General features: G+C 70.5%; 19 protein-coding genes and 2 pseudogenes. 9 read left to right on the top strand and 12 right to left on the bottom strand.

Annotation, left to right across the window (positions count from 1 at the left end; genetic code table 11):
• Position 1 precedes the first annotated feature (1 nt).
• Together AKJ08_RS00745 and AKJ08_RS00740 are read right to left on the bottom strand one after the other, a co-directional pair.
• Entirely contained in the window at positions 2–916 is a 915-nt protein-coding gene (locus AKJ08_RS00745) for an RluA family pseudouridine synthase (protein ID WP_050724308.1), read from the bottom strand.
• Positions 917–925: 9 nt separating this feature from the next.
• On the bottom strand, positions 926–1,963 hold the full coding sequence (locus tag AKJ08_RS00740; protein WP_050727380.1) for a 6-phosphofructokinase: 1,038 nt from the start codon (positions 1,961–1,963) through the stop codon (positions 926–928).
• A 195-nt stretch (positions 1,964–2,158) separates the two neighbouring features.
• Here AKJ08_RS00740 and AKJ08_RS00735 point away from each other — a divergent pair, with 195 nt between their 5' ends.
• A complete protein-coding gene (locus AKJ08_RS00735) occupies positions 2,159–3,418 on the top strand; it encodes a fumarate hydratase (RefSeq protein WP_157370378.1) in 1,260 nt (419 codons plus the stop codon).
• A 16-nt stretch (positions 3,419–3,434) separates the two neighbouring features.
• On the top strand, positions 3,435–4,061 hold the full coding sequence (locus AKJ08_RS00730; RefSeq protein ID WP_050724307.1) for a FumA C-terminus/TtdB family hydratase beta subunit: 627 nt from the start codon (positions 3,435–3,437) through the stop codon (positions 4,059–4,061).
• On the opposite strand, the gene AKJ08_RS00725 is transcribed toward AKJ08_RS00730, so the two are convergent.
• On the bottom strand, positions 4,036–4,668 hold the full coding sequence (locus AKJ08_RS00725) for a putative metallopeptidase (protein ID WP_050724306.1): 633 nt from the start codon (positions 4,666–4,668) through the stop codon (positions 4,036–4,038). The genes AKJ08_RS00730 and AKJ08_RS00725 overlap by 26 nt on opposite strands.
• A 180-nt stretch (positions 4,669–4,848) precedes the next feature.
• Between AKJ08_RS00725 and AKJ08_RS00720 the strand changes: the two genes are divergently transcribed.
• Both AKJ08_RS00720 and AKJ08_RS00715 read left to right on the top strand, forming a co-directional pair.
• Complete coding sequence (locus tag AKJ08_RS00720; RefSeq protein ID WP_157370377.1) at positions 4,849–5,580, top strand: hypothetical protein; 732 nt, start codon at positions 4,849–4,851, stop codon at positions 5,578–5,580.
• Positions 5,581–5,649: 69 nt separating this feature from the next.
• Positions 5,650–6,468, top strand: a complete 819-nt coding sequence (locus AKJ08_RS00715) for an LEA/WHy family protein (RefSeq protein ID WP_082342503.1) — start codon at positions 5,650–5,652, stop codon at positions 6,466–6,468.
• A gap of 69 nt (positions 6,469–6,537) precedes the next feature.
• On the opposite strand, the gene yhbY is transcribed toward AKJ08_RS00715, so the two are convergent.
• The 6 genes and pseudogenes from yhbY to accC form a co-directional block, all read right to left on the bottom strand.
• A complete protein-coding gene (gene yhbY / locus AKJ08_RS18240) occupies positions 6,538–7,020 on the bottom strand; it encodes a ribosome assembly RNA-binding protein YhbY (RefSeq protein WP_082342501.1) in 483 nt (160 codons plus the stop codon).
• The gene (locus AKJ08_RS00705; RefSeq protein WP_050724303.1) at positions 7,017–7,481 is read right to left on the bottom strand and encodes a tetratricopeptide repeat protein; all 465 of its coding nucleotides are present in this window, start codon (positions 7,479–7,481) and stop codon (positions 7,017–7,019) included. The genes yhbY and AKJ08_RS00705 overlap by 4 nt, the downstream gene beginning before the upstream one ends.
• Positions 7,482–7,508: 27 nt before the next feature.
• Positions 7,509–7,568: pseudogene (locus AKJ08_RS20790) on the bottom strand (hypothetical protein); the annotation flags it as partial.
• Positions 7,569–8,257: 689 nt separating this feature from the next.
• Positions 8,258–8,761 (bottom strand): annotated as a pseudogene (locus AKJ08_RS20785) (DUF4388 domain-containing protein); the annotation flags it as partial.
• A 9-nt stretch (positions 8,762–8,770) separates the two neighbouring features.
• Positions 8,771–9,229, bottom strand: coding sequence for a biotin/lipoyl-containing protein (locus AKJ08_RS20260; protein ID WP_420806379.1), 459 nt, complete (start codon positions 9,227–9,229; stop codon positions 8,771–8,773).
• Positions 9,230–9,273: 44 nt separating this feature from the next.
• Positions 9,274–10,803, bottom strand: coding sequence for an acetyl-CoA carboxylase biotin carboxylase subunit (gene accC, locus AKJ08_RS00690; protein ID WP_050724300.1), 1,530 nt, complete (start codon positions 10,801–10,803; stop codon positions 9,274–9,276).
• 199 nt (positions 10,804–11,002) lie between these two features.
• Here accC and kdpF point away from each other — a divergent pair, with 199 nt between their 5' ends.
• From kdpF to AKJ08_RS00670, 5 genes are read left to right on the top strand one after another with little or no spacing between them, the layout of a single operon-like run.
• Positions 11,003–11,092 (top strand): K(+)-transporting ATPase subunit F, encoded by a 90-nt coding sequence (gene kdpF, locus AKJ08_RS18235; protein ID WP_082342497.1) that lies wholly within the window; start codon positions 11,003–11,005, stop codon positions 11,090–11,092.
• 1 nt (position 11,093) lies between these two features.
• Positions 11,094–12,815 carry a potassium-transporting ATPase subunit KdpA gene (gene kdpA, locus AKJ08_RS00685; RefSeq protein ID WP_050724299.1) on the top strand — a complete coding sequence of 574 codons (1,722 nt, stop codon included), beginning with the start codon at positions 11,094–11,096 and terminating at the stop codon, positions 12,813–12,815.
• A gap of 1 nt (position 12,816) precedes the next feature.
• The gene (kdpB, locus tag AKJ08_RS00680; RefSeq protein ID WP_050724298.1) at positions 12,817–14,841 is read left to right on the top strand and encodes a potassium-transporting ATPase subunit KdpB; all 2,025 of its coding nucleotides are present in this window, start codon (positions 12,817–12,819) and stop codon (positions 14,839–14,841) included.
• Position 14,842: 1 nt separating this feature from the next.
• On the top strand, positions 14,843–15,427 hold the full coding sequence (gene kdpC, locus AKJ08_RS00675) for a potassium-transporting ATPase subunit KdpC (protein WP_050724297.1): 585 nt from the start codon (positions 14,843–14,845) through the stop codon (positions 15,425–15,427).
• Positions 15,424–16,533: a universal stress protein gene (locus AKJ08_RS00670; RefSeq protein ID WP_050724296.1), complete on the top strand. Its 1,110-nt coding sequence runs from the start codon at positions 15,424–15,426 to the stop codon at positions 16,531–16,533. The genes kdpC and AKJ08_RS00670 overlap by 4 nt, the downstream gene beginning before the upstream one ends.
• Before the next feature lie 17 nt (positions 16,534–16,550).
• Here AKJ08_RS00670 and meaB read toward each other — a convergent pair whose 3' ends face one another.
• Genes meaB through AKJ08_RS00655 form a run of 3 tightly spaced genes read right to left on the bottom strand, consistent with a single transcriptional unit; the run spans position 16,551 to position 21,821 of the window.
• Positions 16,551–17,552, bottom strand: a complete 1,002-nt coding sequence (gene meaB / locus AKJ08_RS00665; RefSeq protein WP_240475402.1) for a methylmalonyl Co-A mutase-associated GTPase MeaB — start codon at positions 17,550–17,552, stop codon at positions 16,551–16,553.
• 4 nt (positions 17,553–17,556) lie between these two features.
• Positions 17,557–19,740 carry a methylmalonyl-CoA mutase gene (gene scpA / locus AKJ08_RS00660; RefSeq protein WP_082342495.1) on the bottom strand — a complete coding sequence of 728 codons (2,184 nt, stop codon included), beginning with the start codon at positions 19,738–19,740 and terminating at the stop codon, positions 17,557–17,559.
• Entirely contained in the window at positions 19,737–21,821 is a 2,085-nt protein-coding gene (locus AKJ08_RS00655; RefSeq protein WP_082342493.1) for a methylmalonyl-CoA mutase family protein, read from the bottom strand. Before AKJ08_RS00655 ends, scpA begins: the two co-directional genes overlap by 4 nt.
• Positions 21,822–21,862: the final 41 nt, after the last annotated feature.

Below are 21,862 nucleotides of genomic sequence, written 5' to 3'. Positions count from 1 at the left end.
ATCAGCCCGCCAGGTTCGCCAGGCAGGCGGCGAGATCGGACGGCAGCGGCGACTCGAACTCCAGGCGCTCCCCGGTGACCGGATGGTCGAAGCCGAGGGCCGCCGAGTGGAGGAAGAGCCTCTCCAGGCCCTCGGGGCTCGGCCCCCCATAGCGGTCGTCGCCCGCCACGGGACAGCCCAGGTGCGCGAGGTGCACCCGGATCTGGTGCATGACACCGGTGGTGATCACGCATCTCACGAGCGTCCACCGATCGAAGGCGCGCTCGACCACGACGCGGGTGTGCGCCTCCCGCGCCTCGCCGCTCTCCACGAGCCCCTCGTCCTCGACGGCGCGCATTCTCCCCTGCCCTGCGATGGGAGTGTCGACCATCACAGGCCCGGACAAGCGGCCGGACGCGAGGGCGAGATACTCCTTGCGGACCGTCCGCTCCGAGAACTGCCGGCGCAGCGACTCCCAGGAGGCGCGATCGCGGGCCGCGACGACCAGGCCCGAGGTCGGCGTATCGAGCCGATGGGCGACGCCACCCTCCCTCGGATCCCGGCTCGCCGACGCGCACTCGGGCCAGCGCCCCGCGAGGGCGTTGGCGAGGGTGCCCCTCTCGCCGGCGCGCAAGGGATGCGTCGGGACGCCGCTGGGCTTGGAGACGACCACCACGCTCGCGTCCTCGTAGACGACCTCGAGCGGCAGCTCCGGCTGGGGCACCAGCTCCAGGCGAGGGACGCGGACGCTCACCTGCTGTCCCGTGCGGACGAGGTCGCCCTTCCGCGCTCTGCGGCCGTCCACGGCGACGAGGCCCCTCTCGATGGCGTCCATCGCGAACCTGCGCGAGCGCCCGAGCGACGAGGCGACGAAGCGATCGAGCCTCCCCGCCGCCTCCGCGGAGACCTCCAGCCGATGGTCCACGAATTCGTCCACCCGAGCGTTCTACCCGAAGAAGACGCTGGCGACGTCGTAGATGCGCGGGTCGAGCTGCTTGAGGCTGCGGGTGGCGTCCGCCAGCGGCACCGCCACAATCTCGTTGCCGCGGAGGGCGGCCATGGTCCCCCACCGCTTCGAGGCGACCAGATCGGCAGCCATCACGCCGTACCTCGTGCCGAGCACCCGATCGGAGGCGGTGGGACTTCCCCCGCGCTGCACGTAGCCCAACACCGTGACCCGCGTCTCGATCCCGGTCCGCTTCTCGATCGCGTGTGCCACGGATTGCGCGACCCCGCCCAGGCGCTCGTGGCCCCACTCGTCCCGGCCGCGGGAGATCAGCTTCGCGCCCTCGCCGAGATCCACCATCGCGCCCTCGGCGCAGACGATGATCGAGAACTTCCGCCCCTCCTTCCGGCGCCGCTCCACGTGCTCGATCACCTCCTCGATCCGGGCGGGGCGCTCCGGCACGAGGATCGCGTCGGCGCCTCCAGCGAGGCCGGCGTAGGCCGCGATCCAGCCCACGTGCCGTCCCATCACCTCCACCACGATCACTCGCTGATGCGCCTCGGCGGTGGAGTGGAGGCGATCGATGGCTTCGGTGGCGATGGAGACCGCGGTGTCGAAGCCGAAGGTGTAGTCGGTTCCGCCCAGGTCGTTGTCGATGGTCTTCGGCACTCCGACGATCGAGACCCCGAGGGCGTGCATCTCGCGGGCGATCGAGAGGGTCCCGTCGCCTCCGATCGCGATCACCGCGCCCACGTTGTGGCGCTGCAGCGTACGCATCACGCGCTCCGGCCCGTCCTCGATCGCGAACGGGTTGAAGCGCGAGGTCCCCAGGATGGTGCCGCCCAGGTGGAGGATCCCGGAGACGCGCTGGCGCGTGAGGCGCTCGTGCCGCTCCTCCACGAGGCCCTCCCAGCCGTCGCGGATCCCCATCACCTCGAGGTGGCGCTGCTCGCTGCGGCGCACGATCGCGCGGATGACGGCGTTCAGGCCCGGGCAATCGCCCCCGCCCGTGAGGACCGCGACCTTGACGAGGGACACTTGGCCCCCTTCTCCGGAAGGCCTCGCGCCGATGGCGCGGGCGTGCGGGTTCGCTTCCGGGAACATGGAGTCCGCATCGCGTTCGAGGCAAGCGGGCGCACGGAGGCTCGGCCTGGATTCCTCGAGATTCGATTGATGCGAGGGCCACTCGGGTTGTATGAGTCGAGACCCCCACCAAGCTGCGAGTGATCGTCGATGGCAACTCTCAGACCCCAGCTTCTCGAGCTGATCCGCCACACCTCCTCCGGGCTGCCCGAGGACGTGCTCGACGCCCTGGCCCGGGCGCGCGACCTCGAGACCGAAGGCTCGCGCGCGTGGTCGACGTTCGAGCTGATGATCCAGAACGTGGAGGCCGCCCGCGAGGCGAGCGCGCCGATCTGCCAGGACACCGGCACGCTGATCTTCTACGTGGACTACGGCCCGGACCACACCGCCCACGCCCTCGAGAAGGAGATCGTCGACGCGGTCCGCGAGGCCACCAAGCGCTCGTACCTGCGCCCCAACGCGGTGGACTCGATCACGGGACAGAACTCCGGCGACAACGTCGGCAACGGCTCCCCGTACATCCACTTCCACGCCCGCAAGGAGAAGGGCGTGCAGGTGCGGCTGATGATGAAGGGCGGCGGCTGCGAGAACGTCGGCGGCCAGTACTCGCTGCCCGACGAGAGCATCGGCGCCGGCCGCGACCTCGACGGGATCCGGCGCTGCATCATCGACGCGGTGCAGAAGGCCCAGGGCTATGGCTGCGCGCCGGGCACGGTGGGCGTCGGCGTCGGCGGCGATCGCGTCACGAGCTACATCGAGTCGAAGGAGCAGCTCTTCCGCCCGCTCTACGACGAGAACCCGAACGCCACCCTCGCCGCGCTGGAGCAGGAGCTCACCGGCTCGCTCCAGGGGCTCAACATCGGCCCGATGGGCTTCGGCGGGAAGACCACCGTCCTCGGGGTGAAGATCGGCGCGCGGCACCGGGTGCCGGCGAGCTTCTTCGTCTCGATCAGCTACATGTGCTGGGCGTATCGGAAGGGTGAGCTGGTCGTGAAGGGGCAGAAGGCCCACCTCGACGGAAGGCCCCTCGCGGTGGCGGTCCCGAAGCGCAAGGCCGCGTCGGCGGCGACCGCGGCGAAGGTCGCGGGCGGTAAGGCGGCGGCGAAGGCTCCTGCGAAGGCGGCCGGGAAGACCGTGGCCAAGGCTCCCGCGAAGGCGGCCGGAAAGACCGTGGCCAAGGCTCCCGCGAAGGCGGCCGGAAGGACCGTGGCCAAGGCTCCCGCGAAGGCGGCCGGAAAGACCGTGGCCAAGGCTCCCGCGAAGGCGGCCGGAAAGACCTTGGCCAAGGCTCCCGCGACGACCGCTGCCAAGGCGGCCGCGAAGAAGGCCGCCCCCAAGTCGACTGGCAAGAAGCCGGCAGTGGCGATCCCCTCCCGCCGCGCGACCCGCCGCAAGCTTCCCATCCTCTGAATCCCCCGGAACGGCCATGCCCAAGAAGATCGAGCTTCCCATCACCGAGTCGGCCATCCGCGAGCTGCGGATCGGGGACGAGGTGGAGATCAGCGGCCCCATGGTCCTGGGCCGCGACGCCGCACACAAGCACCTGGTGAAGGCCTTCGACCCCGAGTTCGATCGCCTCGCTCGCGATCGCTTCCTCTACCACTGCGGCCCGGTCGTCAGCCGGACCGCTGACGGCGGCTACCGCTTCGTGGCGGCCGGCCCCACGACGTCGATCCGTGAGGAGCCCTACGAGGCCCAGGTGATCGAGCAGTACGGGGTCCGCGGCGTCATCGGCAAGGGCGGCATGGGTCCGCGGACGCTCGAGGCCATGCGCAAGCACGGCTGCGTCTACCTCCACGCCATCGGCGGTCTCGCCGTGGTCCTCGCCGAGAAGGTGGTGAAGGTCCACGGCGCCCACATGCTCGACGAGCTGGGCGTCCCCGAGGCGATGTGGTCGATCGAGGTGAAGGACTTCCCCTGCGTGATCACCATGGACTCCCACGGCGGCTCGCTCCACGAGACGATGTTCGCCCAGTCCCGCGACGCAGCGCAGGCGCTGATGGAGCAGGGTCTGGCCGCGCCGAAGGTCAGTGCCGCCAAGCGTCAGGGGTGATCATCTTCACCGGCCCGTAGAAGAGCTGGGCCTCCGTGAAGATCGGGCGCCGCGCCGGCTTGGACGGGTTCCGCCCGTCCACGTGGAAGAAGGGCGCGGGCCTCTCGAGCCAATGGCGCATGATCCCCTCTCCATGGAACGCGAGGGCGGCCAGGAGCTTGGGGGGCACCGCGGACAGATAGCGTTTGACCAGCGGCTGGAACACGTCGTGGAACCGTTGCCCCGGTAGGACTGCGTGGCGGCGGGCCCGATGGAGGGTGCCGTCGAACTCCTGCGCCATGTGCCAGAGCTCGTGGAGGATCGTCTCCACCCGCTGCTCGGGCGTGGACCGCATGAAGAACCTGGGCCGGAACGCCACCACGTAGAGCATCTGCGTGCCGCGGAGCTGCACGATCGGCTTGGCCCGCTTCCCGTCCAGAGAGAATCGGGTCCGGGAGTCGGCGAAGCACATGGGGCGCACGGTCGCCCGGCTGGCCCGCCTCGCCTCCCCCGCGACGATCAGGATCCGCGATGCGTCAATATGGGCGAATTCGGGCAGCCGCCGCGCCGCGTCGCGCATCACGGCCTTGATCGTCTTGCCGAGGTTGGGACGGCCCGTTCGCGTCATCGTCACCGATGGTACCGGTTCGCACGAAGCCGCGTCGACTCTGCAAGTGGCCAGCGAGGCGAAGATCTGCGCGCTCGCGCTACCTGGGCGCGCGCTCCTGCCTTTGCTATGCTCGCCGCCTTCCCGCCCTGGTCATTCGATTCCGAGCCGGCGGCGGCTCTCTACAGGAAGGCAATCCGCATGTTGAAGTCTCGTCTCGCGCTCATCCCCATCGCCGTCCTCGCGCTCTCGTCCTGTGGCAGCGAGTCGAAGAAGCAGATCGGCCCGGGCACGGGCGATCCCGACATGGAGAATCCGGCCGCCTACTTCGGGGTCGAGGCCTGCCAGTGCTACGAGTACGAGTCGCCCGGCAGCGCCTTCAAGCTCGGCGTCGCCGTCGAGCGGGTGAACAATCAGTACTCGCCCGACCACAAGGACATGAACGTGGTCGTCTACCGCCAGAACGGGACGACGATCCTCAGCTACGTCGTGGATCCCACCGAACCCGACCTCCTCCTGCACCGGGTCTTCTCCGGCGAGGGCGGCCAGGACGAGTGGCGCCTCGAGCCCGGCCTCCCGCTCTTCCGCTGGCCGATGCAGAAGGCGTTCCGGACCTCCGATACCGACGCGCACGCGTTCCAGAACGGCGTCGAGCAGGAAGACCTGGCGGAGAAGCTGGACTACTCGGTGATCTACACCAAGGAACAGGTGGTGGCGTCCCGCACCGGCAGTGAGACGGAGACCTTCGACGCGATCAAGGTCGACTACTTCGGCACGCCGTGGGACGAGCAGAGCCGCTGGTTCGTGCCGAAGGTCGGCGTGGTCAAGCTCGAGCTCGGCAACAGCGCCAATCGTTCCACCTGGACCCTGAAGAAGATCCGGACGCTCAAGGACTGCCCGAGCGTCAATCCGAAAGACGCCTGCGGCCTCTGAGAGCGGAGCCGAGTTTCACGCTCTTCACACGCTCCAAGTGAAAACACTTGAGTCCCTGAGAGGGAGACCATGAATCGAGCACTTCGAATCCGAGGAACGATCGCCGGGGCGGCCGCGGCTCTGGCCGCAGGTGGATGCGCCGGCGCCCAGGTGGCGCCCGAGCCCATCGTCAGCAAGGCCGAGGTCATGAAGATCGAGGTGACGGATCAGTCCTTCACCACCTTCACCTCGACCGCGACGCTGAAGCTCGACCCGGCGCAGGCCCACCCCGCGCGCGAGGCACGCTACGAGCTCTTCGTCGGAGACGGCAGGAAGCTCCTCGCCGCCGGCAAGGTCTCGCTCGGCGCCGACGTGGCCGCGGGGGGCACCGTGGAGATCGCCGCCACCGCGCCCTACGCCGACGAGGACGATCTCGGCGATGTGATGGAGCGGGAGGCGCCGCTGCCCTACGTGTTCAAGGGCACGGTGACCACCGACGACGGCCACATCTTCGAGTTCCAGCGGGCGGCGATGGTCCGCGCGCCCAGGGTCCCGAACGCGTCGGTGTGGCACGTCGAGACGAGCATCCAGGACAAGGAGGTCAGCCTGGTCTTCTTCCTCCGCGTCGAGAACATGAACCCCTTCGAGCTCCAGCTCAACGGTCTCGCCTTCGACCTCGCCATCAACGGGACGAAGCTGGTCGAGAAGGGCACCGCCGGCCGCAAGCAGCGTGTCCCGCCGAGCGCGACCGCCAACCTCGAGATCCCCTTCACCCTGAGCAAGGAGAACTTCCCGCAGGTGGAGCAGATCATCCGCTCCAGGGCGAGGATGCAGTACCTGATCGACGGGCAGATCCAGCTCTCGATCGGGCACATCCCGGTGGAGCTCGCCGGCCCCATCGAGTTCTAAGCGCGGAACGAGCGAACGGCGCGTTTCATGCGCGCCGTTCGAAGCTGCAACCGGAATCGATTGCCGAGATCAGCGGTGCCGGCGGGGCGGGAGCGCTGCGCCGGTGCCGGAGCGCCGCTTCCCGGCGGGCTCCTTCTTGGCAGCGCGCCCCGGGGCGCCCTCGTCGGCGGCGCCCTGCGTGATGGCGCGCTTCGGCTTGCGGGCGGCGGGCCGGTCGCCCTCTCCTCCGACGTGACCGTGGAGCGCGGCCTTCGGCGGGGTCCCGATCGCGATCTTCGGCGACTCGGGGTTCCGCTTGTAGAGCAGGAAGGTCCGCCCGAGGACCTGCGCGAGCTCCGAGCCTGTCTCCTGGGCGAGCTGCTCGGCGGCCTCGTGGCGGTCGAGCGGGCAGGCTTCCAGGACCCTGACCTTGATCAGCTCGTGGTCCGCGAGCGCGTCGTTCGACGCTTCGACCAGGGCGGCGGTGATCCCCCGCTGGCCGAGCTGGATCACCGGCTCGAGGTGGTGCCCGAGGGCTCGCAGGGCACGGCGATCTTTTCCAGCCAGGGTCACTTCAGGTTCCTCGTTTCCAGCAGACGAAGCTCGCGCTTGGCTTCCAGGTGGTCCGGCTCCTGCGCGAGACAGCGCTTGTAGTACTTGATCGCGCCAGGTACGTCACCGAGAACCGTGGCGACCCTCGCGGAAAAGAGGAAGGCGACCACGCAATTGGGGCTCTTCTGGATCGCGAGCTCCAGCTCCTCTTGGGTCTGGCGCTCGACCAGCCGCTTGTCGGGCGTCGACGAGAATCGCGCGAAGGCCCGCCAGGCGAAGAACTCCCCTTCCGCGTCGTTGAGGGCGATGGCCCTGTCGAGCTCGGGGATGGCCTCCTTGAAGCGTCGGGCCCGCACCAGGGCGGCGGCCCCGGCGAAGATCCGCTCCGCCTCGAGCAGGCTCGCGACGTCGATCGGGTTGGCACCGGCGCCCTTCCCCAGCCCGCCGAGGTAGGCGGCCTTCTTGGCCTCGTTGCAGAGCACGTCGTACGCCTCGTTCAGGCACGCGGTGATCTGCTCCTTCGCCCGCCTGATCGCCTCGTTCTTCGGCCCTGCCGTGTCGGGGTGGAAGACCCGCGCGAGGCGGAAGTAGGCCTGCTTGACCTCCGCCGGCGCCGTCTGCGCCGAGACCCGAGCAACTCGAGGTGGTTCTTCCGGTCCAGGGTCTCCAGGAACTCGTAGACCTCGGCGTCGGTGCGCGGCCTGGGGAGCGGCGCGGCCTGTGGGCCAGGGGTCGGGCTCCTCGCAGCCTGGCCGGGGCCTGGCGTCATTCCCGCCGACCGAGAGGGGCCGGGCGTCATCCCTCCCGCCCGGAACGGGCCGGGCGTCGCCTCCGCCGTCCGGAAGGGGCCAGGGGTCGACTCCGCCGTCCGCGCAGGTCCGGGCCTCCCCGCCGCGATCGGCCGGCGCTGCGCGATGGGCGAGGCGGGGCCGGGCGTGAACTCGTAGGCGGGCTGGTCGTCGAGAGAGGGGGACGCCGTGCGCGTCGGCTCCCGCGCCGCTTCGGCGCCGGAGAAGGACGCGAAGCCGAGCGCCCCGAGGAAGTAACCCAGCCGAGCGATCCGGTCGGACTCCTCCGGCGAGGCCCGCGCGAGCCCGGCGAGGGAGCGGACGCCGTCGAAGGAGGCAGCGATCCGTGCCTCCTGGGCGTTGACGCCCAGCTCCTCCAGCTGCATGCGGCCGTCGCCGCTCCTCATGACTGGGCGCTCGAGCCTGTCGCCGAGTAGGCGGCGGGCCGCGTCCGGCGAGATCCTGCGCCCCGCCTCACAGAGCAGCGGCCAGGTCTCCCCAAGGGGCGCGGCGCCGGGTGGCGCTGGCGCCTGATCCTCCCACCGGAACGCTCCGGCCTCGAGCGCGAGGGCGCGGACGAGGAGCGCGCGGCCGTACCCGGCCAGGTGGCGGAAGATCTCCATCGGCTCGACACCAGGCATCCGGCCGAGAACGTCGATCAGCTCCCCGCCATCGCGCTGGACGACCGCCTGGGCCCTCGCGAGCTCGTCCGGCCCCAGCGCGCCCTGCGCCGCGAGGTAGCGCCCGAGGCCGAGGAGCGGCGAGGTGGTCCTCACCTGGAGTGGAGCGCCTCGCCGAAACCAGAGCTCCCAGAGGATGCCGGCCGGCTCCTGGAGCACCAGCCTGCCCGTGGCCCGCCCCGTGCCGATCAGGTAGTAGAGCCGAAAGGCGGAGCCCCCGGCGAGCGCCCCTTCCGGAACCAGCTCCTCAAGCGCCCCCTTGGGGCTCCGGATCCGCGCTTCCTGCCCCGACATCCCGCCCCCCTACTCCACCACGACGAGCTTGGCGCCACTCTCCACGGAGGCACCCTCCTTGGCGAAGACCTCCTTCACCACGCCGCTCTTCGGGCTCTTGAGCTCGTTCTCCATCTTCATGGCCTCGACCACCACGAGGCCCTGGCCCTCGGCCACCTCTTCACCGACCGCGACCAGGTACTTCACCACCTTGCCGGGCATCGGAGCCGTGATCATCTGGGGCCCCTCGACGGCGAAGCGCCCACCGGCCGCGCGCATGCGCAGGCGCCGCTCGTCGAGCACGTCGACCGAGAAGACCTGATCCCGGACGAGGACGTTGACGCTCCCGTCGGCGGTGTCCTCGAACTCCACCGAGTAGGACGCGTGATCGACGATCAGGCTGACGGCGCCGTGCGAGAGCTCGAGGGCGTCGAGCACGTGCACCTGTCCGTCGAGCGTCACCTCGTAGACGCCGTCACCCTTGTCCACGACGTCGATCTCGTGGTTCTGCTTCGCCAGGGTCGCCTGATACTTCACCGCACACCTCCACTCCGCCCCAGTGCATGGATCCGGCCGACCTCGGCCCAGCGCGAGTGGGCCTCCCTCGCCCCCTCGGCGCTCGCCGCGAGCTGCCGGGACCGCTTGTGGTCGAGCTGGAACTGGTGGATGGCGGAGGCCATCAGGGCCACCTTCGCGAGCTCCACGTTGGGCACCGGCTCGAGGTCCTTGGCGCACCGGCCGAGGAAGGTCGTGTCGTAGTCGCCGCTCAGGAACTCGCGGTGGGCGAGGATCCGCTTCAAATAGCCGATGTTGGTGGTGATCCCCTTGACCACGAACTCGGAGAGCGCGCGCTTCAGCCGGTCGATCGCCTCGTCGCGGGACGGCGCCCAGACGATGAGCTTGGCGATCATCGAGTCGTACGTCATCGGCACGGTGTAGCCGGGGTAGACGCCGCCGTCGATCCGCGTACCGGGGCCGCCCGGGAGGCGGAGGTAGGTGATCTTCCCGGGGCTCGGCATGAAGCCGTTCGCCGGATCCTCGGCGTTGATGCGCGCCTCGATCGCGTGGCCGTTCGAGGGCACCTCGTCCTGGGCCAGCGGGAGCTTGCCGCCTGCCGCCACCTCGAGCTGCCAGCGCACCAGGTCGAGGCCGGTGCGGAGCTCCGTCACCGGGTGCTCCACCTGGAGGCGGGTGTTCATCTCGAGGAAGTAGAAGTTCATGTGGGCGTCGACGAGGAACTCGCAGGTCCCGGCGCCCACGTAGCCCACGGCCTTCGCGGCCCGTACCGCGACCTCGCCCATCTTCGCCCGCATCTCGGGATCGACGATCGGCGACGGCGTCTCCTCGATCACCTTCTGGTGCCGGCGCTGGACCGAGCACTCGCGCTCGAAGAGGTGGATGCAGTTCCCGTGTCCGTCGGCGAAGACCTGGATCTCGACGTGCCGGGGCTTCTCGAGGAACTTCTCGATGTAGACGCGGTCGTCGCCGAAGGCGTTCTTGGCTTCGCGCTGGGCGCCGCCGAAGGCCGCGTCGAACTCGCGCTCGGAGTCGACCCGGCGCATGCCCTTGCCGCCGCCGCCGGCGGCCGCCTTGATCATCACCGGATAGCCGCACTGCGCGGCGAAGGCGCGGGCCTTCTCGATGTCGGCCTCGGGCTCGGCCATGCCGGGCACCACGGGGACGCCTGCCGCGATCATGCGGCGGCGCGCCTGGGTCTTCTCGCCCATCGCGTCCATGGCCGCTGCGGGCGGGCCGATGAAGACGATGCCGGCCTGCTCGCAGGCCTCGACGAAGGCGGCGCGCTCGGAGAGGAAGCCGTAGCCGGGGTGGATCGCCTCGGCGCCGGTGGCCTTGGCGGCGGCGATCACCCGGTCGATCCGTAGGTAGCTCTCGGCGGACGGCGGAGCGCCGACGCGAACCGCCTCGTCGGCGGTGCGGACGTGGAGAGCGCCACGGTCGGCGTCGGAATAGACGGCAACCGTCTGCACGCCCATCTCGCGGCAGGTCCGCATCACCCGCACGGCGATCTCGCCCCGGTTCGCGACCAGGATCTTGCGGAACATTCGATTCTCTTTGGCCATGACACTCCCGAAGAAGGCGCAGTCTAGGCGCTTCGTCGTCCATCCGGAAGAACCACGAGTGCAGTTTCGACGCAACTCGTTCGCGTCACGCCCGCGTGGAGCACCTGCCGGTCGGGGCGGGCCCTGCTTAGCTTTGCACCCGTCGGCAGGCGAGGAGCCTGGCCTCTGAGGCGGGGCGGCAATGTCCCTGGAGCACTGGATCGGCGGGATCGTCGCGGTGGCCCTGGTTGCCTACCTCGCGTTCGCGCTGGTCCAGCCGGACAGGTTCTAGGATGGGTCTCCGGGGCTGGATCGAGCTCGCCGTGCTCTTCGGCGCCGTGGTCGCGGCCGGTCCTTCCTTCGGCTCCTACATGTACCGCGTTTTCGAGGGGACGGAGCGTCCCCTTCCGAGGAGCTTCGGGCGGGTGGAGCGCGCGCTCCTCCAGCTCTGCGGCATCGACGGGGAGGAGGAGCAGACCTGGCCGGCGTACCTGGGCTCCCTCCTGCTCTTCCACCTGCTGGGCTTCGCCGTCCTCTATGCGATCCTGCGGCTCCAGCACCGCCTCCCGCTGAACCCGGCGCAGCTGGGTCCGATGGCAGGCGCTCTCGCCTTCAACACCGCCGCGAGTTTCGTTTCCAACACCGACTGGCAGGCCTACACGGGCGAGCGCGCGCTGAGCTACCTGAGCCAGATGCTCGGCCTCGCGTGGCAGAACTTCACCTCCGCCGCGGCGGGCATCGGCGTGGGCCTCGCCCTGGCCCGCGGCCTGACCCGAAAGCCCCAGGGTGTGCTTCGCCCGACCGTCGGGAGCTTCCCGGTCGATCTGATCCGCTCGCTCGTCTACGTGCTCCTCCCGACGAGCCTCGCGGCGGCGGTGTTCTTCGTCTCACAGGGCGTCATCCAGAGCTTAGCCCCCTACGTCCACGCGACCACCGTGGAAGGGGCGTCGCAGCTCCTTCCGATGGGGCCGGTGGCTTCCCAGGAGTCGATCAAGCTCCTGGGTAGCAACGGCGGCGGCTTCTTCGGCGCGAACAGCGCCCATCCGTTCGAGAACCCGACGCCCCTGACCAATCTGGTCGAGATGTTCCTCGTCCTCTGGATCCCGTCCGGCTTGATTCACACCTACGGTGAGATGGCGGGAAACAAACTTCAGAGCTGGGCGATCCTCCTGGCCATCGCCCTCTTCTTCCTGGGCGGGAGCGCCATCGGATACCTGGCCGAATCCTCTCCGAACTCGGCGCTGGCGGGCCTGCCCCTCGACCACGCGATGGGCAACATGGAGGGCAAGGAGCTCCGCCTCGGCGCCGCCGCGAGCGCGTCCTTCGCGGCGGTGACGACGGCCTCCTCCTGCGGCGCCACCAACGCGATGCTCGACAGCTTCAACCCCCTGGGCGGGCTGGTGCCCATGGTGTTGATGCAGCTCGGCGAGGTGGTCTTCGGCGGCGTGGGCGGCGGACTCGCCGGCCTCCTGATCTTCGCGCTCCTCTCGGTCTTCCTCGCGGGCCTGATGGTGGGCCGCACCCCGGAGCTCCTCGGAAAGAAGATCGAGGCCCGGGAGATGAAGCTCGTCGTCCTCTACCTGCTGGTCTACCCGCTCTTCGTGCTCGTCTTCACCGCGTGGTCGGGCCAGGACGCGAGCGCCCTGAGCTCGGAGGCCAACGCCGGGCCACACGGGCTAACCGAGCGGCTCTACGCGTACTCGAGCGCGGTGGCCAACAACGGCTCCGCCTTCGCGGGGCTGAACGCCGACACCGCGTGGTGGAACGTGACCACCGGGGTCGGGATGCTCGCCGGTCGGTTCCTGCCATTCGCTCCGGTCCTCGCGATCGCGGGATCGCTCGCCGGCAAGAAGCGGGTGCCGCCGGGGCCGGGGACCTTTCCGACCGACTCCGTCCTCTTCGCCTTCCTCCTGACGGCGGTGATCGCGATCGTGGGCGCCCTCACCTTCTTCCCGGTGATCTCGCTCGGGCCGCTGGTGGAGCACTTCGCCGCGACGGCGGGGAGGCTCTTCTGACGTGGCGAGGAAGCACGTCCAGCTTCGCGCGACGATCCTGCGCCAGGCCCTGCCGGAATGCGTGCGGAAGCTCGCGCCCTGGCGGGTGGCGAAGAACCCGGTGATGCTCGTGGTCGAAGTGGGGAGCGTCTACACCTCCGTGCTCTTCGTCCGGGACGCGGTCGCTTCGGCTCGCCGCGAGGCGCCGCTCTGGTTCACGGGCCTCGTCGCGCTCTGGCTCTGGCTCACCGTGCTCTTCGCCAACTTCGCTGAGGCGGTGGCGGAAGGACGCGGCAAGGCCCAGGCGGCGGAGCTGCGCAAGCTGCGGCGGGACGTGCCGGCCCGCCGTCTGGTCGATGGCGATGAGGAGCCGACCTCGGCGTCCCGCCTCCGCAAGGGAGATCTCGTCGTCGTGGAGGCGAGCGAGCTGATCCCCGGCGACGGCGACGTCGTCGAAGGCGTGGCTTCCGTGGACGAATCGGCGATCACGGGCGAGTCGGCACCCGTGATCCGGGAGAGCGGCGGCGATCGATCCGCCGTGACGGGCGGCACCAGGGTCCTCTCCGATCGGATCGTCGTCCGAATCGCGGCCGACCCGGGCTCGAGCTTCCTCGACTCGATGATCCGGCTGGTGGAGGGCGCATCCCGCAAGAAGACCCCCAACGAGCTCGCGCTCCACCTGCTCCTCGTCGGGCTCACGCTGATCTTCCTCTTCGTCTGCGCGACGCTCGTCCCCCTCGCCCTCCACGCCCGGATCGACCTCACGCTCACCGTGGTGATCGCGCTGCTGGTCTGCCTGATCCCGACCACGATCGGCGGGCTGCTCTCGGCCATCGGGATCGCCGGCATGGATCGCCTCGTCCGCAAGAACGTGATCGCGATGAGCGGGCGCGCGGTGGAGGCGGCCGGCGACGTGGACATCATGCTCCTCGACAAGACGGGCACGATCACGCTCGGGAACCGGATCGCCTCGGACCTCATCCCGATGCCGGGGGTCGAAGAGCGGGAGCTCGCCCTCGCCGCCCAGCTCTCGAGCCTCTCCGACGAGACGCCCGAGGGGCGCTCGATCGTGGCCTTCGTGAAGGAGCGCCACGGCGATCTGGCCGCAGGCCAGGGGCCGATCGAGGCGATCCCTTTCTCCGCCCACACGCGGATGAGCGGTTGCGACCTGGAGGGTCGCAGGATCCGCAAGGGCGCGGTCGACGCGATCCAGGATCACGTCGGCGGCGTCATGCCTCCCGAGGCAATCGACGTCTCCCACCGGATCGGCGACGACGGCGGGACGCCGCTGGCGGTCTCGGACGGCGATCGCGTCGTCGGGATCATCCACCTCAAGGACGTCGTGAAGCCCGGCATCCACGCCCGCTTCGCGCAGTTCCGGGCCATGGGCATCCAGACGCTGATGATCACGGGCGACAACCCGCGGACGGCGGCGTCTATCGCCCGGGAGGCGGGGGTCGACGGCTTCCTCGCACAGGCCACGCCCGAGAAGAAGATGCAGCTCATCCGGGAGGAGCAGGCGAAGGGCCGGCTCGTGGCGATGACCGGCGACGGCACCAACGACGCGCCGGCCCTCGCACAGGCCGACGTCGGCGTGTCGATGAACAGCGGCACCCAGGCGGCGAAGGAGGCGTCGAACATGATCGACCTCGACTCCGACCCGACCAAGCTCCTGGAGATCGTGGAGGTGGGCAAGCAGCTGCTGATGACCCGCGGCAGCCTCACCACCTTCTCGGTGGCCAACGACGTCGCCAAGTACTTCGCGATCCTCCCCGCGCTGATCGTCGGGGTCTACCCCGAGTTCGAGCCGATCAACGTGATGCGGCTCTCCTCGCCCTACGGCGCCATCCTCTCGGCGGTGATCTTCAACGCGCTGATCATCGTGCTCCTGATCCCGCTCGCGCTCCGCGGCGTGCGCTATCGGCCGCTCGGCGCCGCCGCGATCCTGCGGCGGTCGCTGCTCGTCTACGGCGTGGGCGGCGTGATCGCGCCCTTCGCCGGGATCAAGCTCATCGACCTGGTGCTCGCCGCCATCGGGCTCACCTGAGATGAGGTCGTTCCTCCTCTCGCTCCGCCTCGTCCTCGTCAGCCTCCTCCTCTGCGGCCTCGCCTATCCACTCCTGGTGCTCGCGATCGCACAGCTCGTTCCGTGGCGGGCACGCGGCAGCCTCGTCGTCGATCCCGGCGGAGGCGTGATCGGCTCCGAGCTCATCGGCCAAGCGTTCCGCGGCGCCGCCTACCTGCAGCCGCGCCCTTCGGCGGCGGGCGCAGGCTACGACTCCTTGGCGTCCGGGGGCTCCAACCTCGGACCGACCTCGCGCAAGCTCCGAGAGCGAGTGGAGGCGGAGCTCGAGCGCCTCCTCCGGGAGAACCCGGAGGCGAAGCCGCCCGTGCCGGTGGAGCTCGTCACGACGTCGGGCAGCGGCCTCGATCCCCACCTCTCCCCCAAGGCGGCACGTTGGCAGGCGCCGCGGATCGCGCGGGCGCGGGGCGTCCCGACCTGGGCGGTGGAGGCGGTGATCGACGAGCGGGTGGCTCGGCGGACCTTGGGCTTCCTGGGGGAAGACCGGGTGAACGTCCTCGCCGTGAACCTCGAGCTCGATCGGCGCTTCGGGAGAGCGAGCCCACGATGACGAACCCGGGCGCGTTCCTCGATCTGGTCCGACGCGCCAGGCGGGGCCGGCTCAAGATCTACGTCGGTTTCGCGTCGGGCGTCGGCAAGACCTATCACATGCTCGAGGAGGCCCACGCGCTCCAGGCCCACGGCACCGACGTCGTGCTGGGATTCATCGAGACCCACGGCAGGCCCGACACGGAGGCGCTGGTCGAGGGGCTCGAGGTGGTGCCTCGGAAGAAGATCGCCTACCGGGGTGGGACCCTCGAGGAGCTCGATCTCGACGCGCTCCTGGCGCGCGCCCCGGAGATCGCGGTGGTCGACGAGCTCGCCCACACCAACGCGCCGGGCTCACGGCATCCGAAGCGCTACCTCGACGTCCTCGAGCTCCTCGACGCGGGCATCAACGTCATCAGCGCGGTCAACGTGCAGCACCTAGAGAGCTTGAACGACCTCGTGCACCGCGCCGCCGGACTCGTGGTCCGGGAGACGATCCCCGACAGCTTCCTGGAGCGGGCCGATCAGGTCGTGAACCTGGATCTGGCCGTCGAGGACCTGCTCGAGCGGCTGCGCGAGGGGAAGATCGTCTCGGAAGCGGAGATCCCGACGGCGCTCCAGAACTTCTTCCGCGAGCAGAAGCTGGCGGCGCTTCGGGAGCTCTCCCTGCGCGAGGTGGCCGAGAGCCTCGATCGCGAGCTGACCGCGCTCACGCCCAAGGAGCGGCGCGAGGCCATCGGACGCATCATGGTCTGCATCTCGCCGGCATCCCCGCGGGCGGAGGTGCTGCTCCGGCGCGGCTCGCGGGTCGCGGCGCACCTGGGCACCGAGTGGTTCGTCGTCTACGTGGAGACGCCTGCCGAGAGCCGGATGAGCGCTGAGAAGGCGCGCCGCCTCGAGGCCAACCTGGACCATGCCCGCGACCATGGGGCCGAGGTCATGCGCCTCCGGGCCCGTGATCCGGTGCAGGCCCTCCTCGACTTCGCCCGATCGCACGAGGTCCAGCGGATCATCATCGGGCGGACGGCGCGCACGCTCCCGGAGCGGCTGACCCGGCGCAGCTTCGTCGAGCGCATGGTGCGGGAATCGCGGGGCTTCGATCTCTCGATCGTCTCGGCGGAGGATTGACCGACCGCGCCTCGGCCCTACCCGCCCGTGCGGAACGCCCCGAGGATCTCGCCCGCCGCCTGCGAAGGAGTCGCGTGCGCCTCGAGGACCGCGCGCTCGAGGCGCGAAAGGCGCTCGGACATCCCGGGCGCCTTCCGCAGCGCGTCCAGCAGGCCCTCCTCGACCATGCTCCACATCCAGCGGAGCTGTTGGGCGCGGCGCTTCTCGGCGAGCTCGCCCGTGGCGGAGAGCGCGTCGCGGTGCTCGAGGATCGCCTTCCAGATCGCGTCGAGGCCCTGGTCCTCGCGGGCGCTGCAGGTGAGCACGCGGGGCGCCCAGCTCGGGCTCGCCTGCCGGACGTAGTGGAGCGCCCCCTGGTACTCGCGGGCAGCACGTCGGGCGCGCTCCGCATTGGGACCGTCGGCCTTGTTGATGGCGATGAGGTCCGCGAGCTCGAGGATCCCCTTCTTGATTCCCTGGAGCTCGTCGCCGGCGCCGGCGAGCATGAGCACGAGGAAGAAATCGACCATCCCGGCGACGGAGGTCTCGGACTGCCCGACCCCGACGGTCTCGATCAGGATCACGTCGAAGCCCGCCGCCTCGCAGAGGAGGGAGGCCTCGCGGGTGCGGCGCGCGACCCCGCCGAGGGACCCCGCGCTCGGAGACGGGCGGATGAAGGCGTGGGGGTCGACCGAAAGACGCTGCATCCGCGTCTTGTCGCCGAGGATGCTACCGCCGGTGACCGTGCTCGACGGATCCACCGCGAGGACTGCCACCTCGTGGCCCTCGCCGGTGAGGTGCGTGCCGAAGGCGTCGATGAAGGTGCTCTTGCCCACGCCCGGGACGCCGCTGACGCCTACGCGGACGGCGCGGCCCGCGCGGGGCAGGAGCCGCGCGAGCACCGCCTGCCCCAGCGCTTCGTGGGCCGGGTGGGTGCTCTCCACGAGAGTGATCGCCCGCGCCAGGATGGTGCGATCGCCGGCGACCACGCCCTGGACGTAGTCGTCCTCGGAGAGCCGCCGGCGCATGATCCCGTCCATCCCGCTACTCGATCCCGATGCGCGCCTCGAGCTGCCGCAGGAGGCGCGAGGCCGCGTCGCCGATCACCGTGCCGGGACCGAAGATCTCCGCAGCGCCCGCCTCGCGGAGGGCGTCGTAGTCCTGGGGCGGAATCACGCCGCCGACGACGATGAGGATGTCCTCGCGCCCCAGCTTGCGGAGCGCGTCGCGCAGCTCGGGCACGAGGGTGAGGTGGCCCGCCGCGAGGGAGCTCACCCCGACGACGTGCACGTCGTTCTCCACGGCCTGGCGCGCCGTCTCGTCGGGCGTCTGGAAGAGCGGCCCGATGTCCACGTCGAAGCCCAGGTCGGCGAAGGCCGAGGCGATCACCTTCTGGCCGCGGTCGTGTCCGTCCTGGCCCATCTTGGCCACCAGGATCCGGGGCCTGCGTCCCTCGAGCTCCACGAAGCGCTCGATCTGCGTGTGCAGCTCGGCCACGCCCTTCTCCTCCGCGCCGAGCTCGCCGGCGTACACGCCCTGCACCGAGCGCGTGGTGGCCTGGTAGCGCCCGAAGACCTTCTCCAGCGCCGCCGAGATCTCTCCCACGGTGGCGCGGGCCCGCGCCGCCTCGACGGCGAGGGCGAGGAGGTTGCCTTCGCCTTCCGCCGCCTTGGTGAGCGCGTCGAGGGTGGCCTGCACCTTCGCGCCGTCCCGCTCCCGCCGCAGCTTCTCGAGGCGCGCGATCTGCGCCGCCCGCACCTGGCGGTTGTCCACCTTGAGGATCTCGAGGGGCTCCTCGGTCTCCTGGCGGTAGCGGTTCACGCCGACGATGGTCTGCCGACCGGAGTCGATCCGCGCCTGGGTGCGCGCCGCCGCCTCCTCGATGCGCAGCTTCGGCAGGCCCTCCTCGATGGCCTTGGCCATGCCGCCGAGCTTCTCCACCTCCTGGATGTGGGCCCAGGCGGCGTTCGCGAGATCCCAGGTGAGCTTCTCCACGTAGTAGGAGCCGCCCCAGGGATCGGCCACGCGGCAGGTGCCGCTCTCCTGCTGGATGAGGAGCTGCGTGTTCCGGGCGATGCGCGCGCTGAAGTCGGTGGGGAGCGCCAGCGCCTCGTCGAGGGAGTTGGTGTGGAGCGACTGCGTGTGGCCGTGGGTCGCCGCGAGCGCTTCGACGCAGGTGCGGACCACGTTGTTGAAGACGTCCTGCGCGGCGAGGCTCCAGCCCGAGGTCTGGCTGTGCGTCCGCAGCGCAAGGGACTTGGGGTTCTTCGCGCCGAGCGAGGCGACGAGCTTCGACCACAGGAGGCGTGCGGCGCGGAGCTTCGCCACCTCCATGTAGAAGTTCATCCCGATGGCGAAGAAGAACGAGAGCCGCGGCGCGAAGGCGTCGAGATCGAGGCCCGCGGCCATGCCGGTGCGCAGGTACTCGAGGCCGTCCGCGAGGGTGTAGCCGAGCTCCAGATCGGCCGTCGCCCCGGCCTCCTGCATGTGGTAGCCGGAGATGCTGATGCTGTTGAACTTCGGCATCTCCTTCGACGTGAAGGCGAAGATGTCGGCGATGATCCTCATCGAGGGCGCGGGCGGATAGATGTACGTATTCCGCACCATGAACTCTTTGAGGATGTCGTTCTGGATGGTGCCCGCGAGCTTCGAGTGGGGAACGCCCTGCTCCTCCGCGGCGACGATGTAGAGCGCGAGGATCGGCAGCACCGCGCCGTTCATCGTCATCGACACGGTCATCTGATCGAGCGGGATCCCGTCGAAGAGGATCCGCATGTCGAGGATCGAGTCGATGGCCACGCCGGCCATGCCCACGTCACCGGCCACCCGCGGGTGGTCGGAGTCGTAGCCGCGGTGGGTGGCGAGATCGAAGGCGATGGAGAGGCCCTTCTGCCCCGCCTTGAGGTTGCGGCGGTAGAAGGCGTTGCTCGCCTCGGCGGTGGAGAATCCCGCGTACTGGCGGATGGTCCACGGCCGCTCCACGTACATGGTCGGGTACGGACCGCGCAGATAGGGCGGCAGCCCCGGCACGCTGTCCACGTGCCGCAGCCCCTCGAGGTCGGCGGCGCCGTAGAGGGGCGCAACCGGAATCCCTTCGGGCGTCTCCCACACGAGCGAAGTCAGCGGCCGTCCTGCCGCTGCCTCTGCCGCCGCGTTCCAGCTCGCACGATCGCCTGCGTGCGACGGGCTCCCGAGAGCCAGGGTTGCAAGGTTCGGGATGCGGCTCACGGCTTCACCTGCGGCGCGGGGGCGACCCCAAGCGCATCGAGGGTCGAGGACAGCTTCTCGAGGAGATCCACGCCGACGAAGACGAAGTCGTCCACGCCGCTGGCGCGGAAGACGGCCTCGCTCTCGCCAGGCCTGCCGGCGAGAAGGATCCGCTCGGCGCCGGCGGCCCGCAGGGCGGGCCCGAGGGCGGACACCTGCTCGGCGTAGGCCGCGTCGGTGCCGCAGATCACGGCGACCTTCGCGCCGTTCGCGCGAAGCGCCTCGGCTGCCGCATCGGCGGAGGCGAAGCCCTCGTTGCCCAGGGTCTCGATGCCGCCGGCGGCGAAGAAGTTGTCGGCGAAGGTGGCCCTGGCGACGTGCTTGGCGACAGGGCCGAGGTTGGCGAGGAAGACCTTGGGGCGCGCGCCGGTCCGGGCCAGGTGCGCGTCGCTGCGATCGCGCAGCCGCTCGAAGGGCTCCGAGAGCCTCTCGAAGCGGAGCGGCGGGATCGAGGCCGGCGGGGCGTCCGTCGCGAAGCGCGCCGCCAGCGCGGAGACCCCCGCCCCCTTCGCCGCGAGGGCGACGGCGGTGTCGAGGCGGCTCGCCCCTTCAGGACGGGCGCCGTCCACCTTGGGTGCTCGCTTGGTCCACTCGGAGCGAAGAGCGGCGAGGTCGGGCACCGGACGCGAGACCGGGGCCTCGTGAAGGTTGGGGAACTCGTTGACGCCCGTGATGGGCGTCTTCCGGCGGGCGATACCCTCGCTCCGCTTCGCGCGGGTGGCCTCGAGCTGCTGGCGGAGCGAGCCCGACGCGAGGGCCGCGGCGATCCCGCCCTCTGCCTCGAGGGCCTGGAGCTTCGCCCAGGCCGCGACGGCGAGCTCCTCGGTGAGCCGCTCCAGGTAGAACGAGCCGCCGGCCGGATCCTCCACGCGGTGGAGCTGCGACTCGTCGCGGAGGATGAGCTGGGTGTTGCGCGCGATCCGCCGGGCGAAGTCATCCGACGGTCCGATGGCCTCGTCGAAGGGCCGGACGAGGACGGCCTGCGCGCCGCCGGAAGCCGACGCGAACGCGCCGATCGTCGTGCGCAGCATGTTGACCCAGGGGTCGCGGGCCGCGAGGTTCCGCCAGGCGGTCTCTGCTTCCAGCGCCATGGACGGCTCGCGGACGCCGCTCGCCTCCAGGATCCGGCACCAGAGGCGCCGGGCCGCCCGCAGCTTCGCGATCTCGAGGAAGACGTCGACGCCCACCTGGAAGCGGAAGACGATCTGCGCGCTCGCCGCTTCGAGGGAGAGACCGCCGGCCTCGAGAGCTCGGAGGTACGCGGCGCCCGTGGACATCGCCGCCGCCAGCTCGAGGTCCGCGGTGGCGCCTGCGTCGTGGTAGGGCGCGGTGGAGACGAGCGTGCTCGTCACGCCGGGAAAGCGCGAGACGGTCCACGCCGCGAGCTCGCCGAGCTGCAAGAGCGCGTCGTCGAGGGAGACGGGCAGCGTCCCCTCCCTGGCGAGGACGCCGAGGGGATCCGCATCGAAGGAGCCGCGGGCCTCGGCAGGAGCGACGCCCCGGGCCTCCCACGCCGCGGCGAGCGTGGCTGCGGCCGGGAGCGCCTGTCCGCCCGCGTCCACTGAGACGTGTCCGTCCGGGAGCAGCTCGGCGAGGTCCTCTGCGGTGGTGACGTGGACGCCGCCTTCTCCCAGATGAGGCTCGGCGCCGGGATCCGCAGGAGAGAGACCCTTGCGGAACGCCGCGTCCATTTCGAGCGTCACCGCGCTCGCGCCGCGCTCGATCTCGCGCGCCACGAGCCGCTTGGCGACTCGGGGATCGGCAGCGTCGATCGCCGCCCGGATCCGCCATCCCCCGCGATCCGCCACCGGGGACGAGCCGCGGACCAGGGGCGCGAAGCCCGGGAACCCGGCGGGATCGGTTCCGGCCGGGAGGTCGGCCCGCGTGTAGAGGGGCTGGATGGCCAGCCCTTCCTCGAGGCGGGTGACGAGCTTCTTCTCGAACGGGGCGCCCTCCAGGCCCTCTTCCACCTGCTCCCGCCAGGCGGCGGAATCGGGGAAGGGACCCGGGTCGGGCAGGAGGCGACGGCTGTCTTCGGTCATGTTTTCACGAGCCAGGAGGGAGACCTGCTTTGCGGCGCAGC

The sequence above is a fragment of the Vulgatibacter incomptus genome (genome assembly GCF_001263175.1).
Taxonomy (GTDB): Bacteria; Myxococcota; Myxococcia; order Myxococcales; family Vulgatibacteraceae; genus Vulgatibacter; species Vulgatibacter incomptus.
The sequence above is the reverse complement of the archived record's forward strand: the minus strand, read 5'-3'. Positions and strand labels throughout refer to the sequence as shown.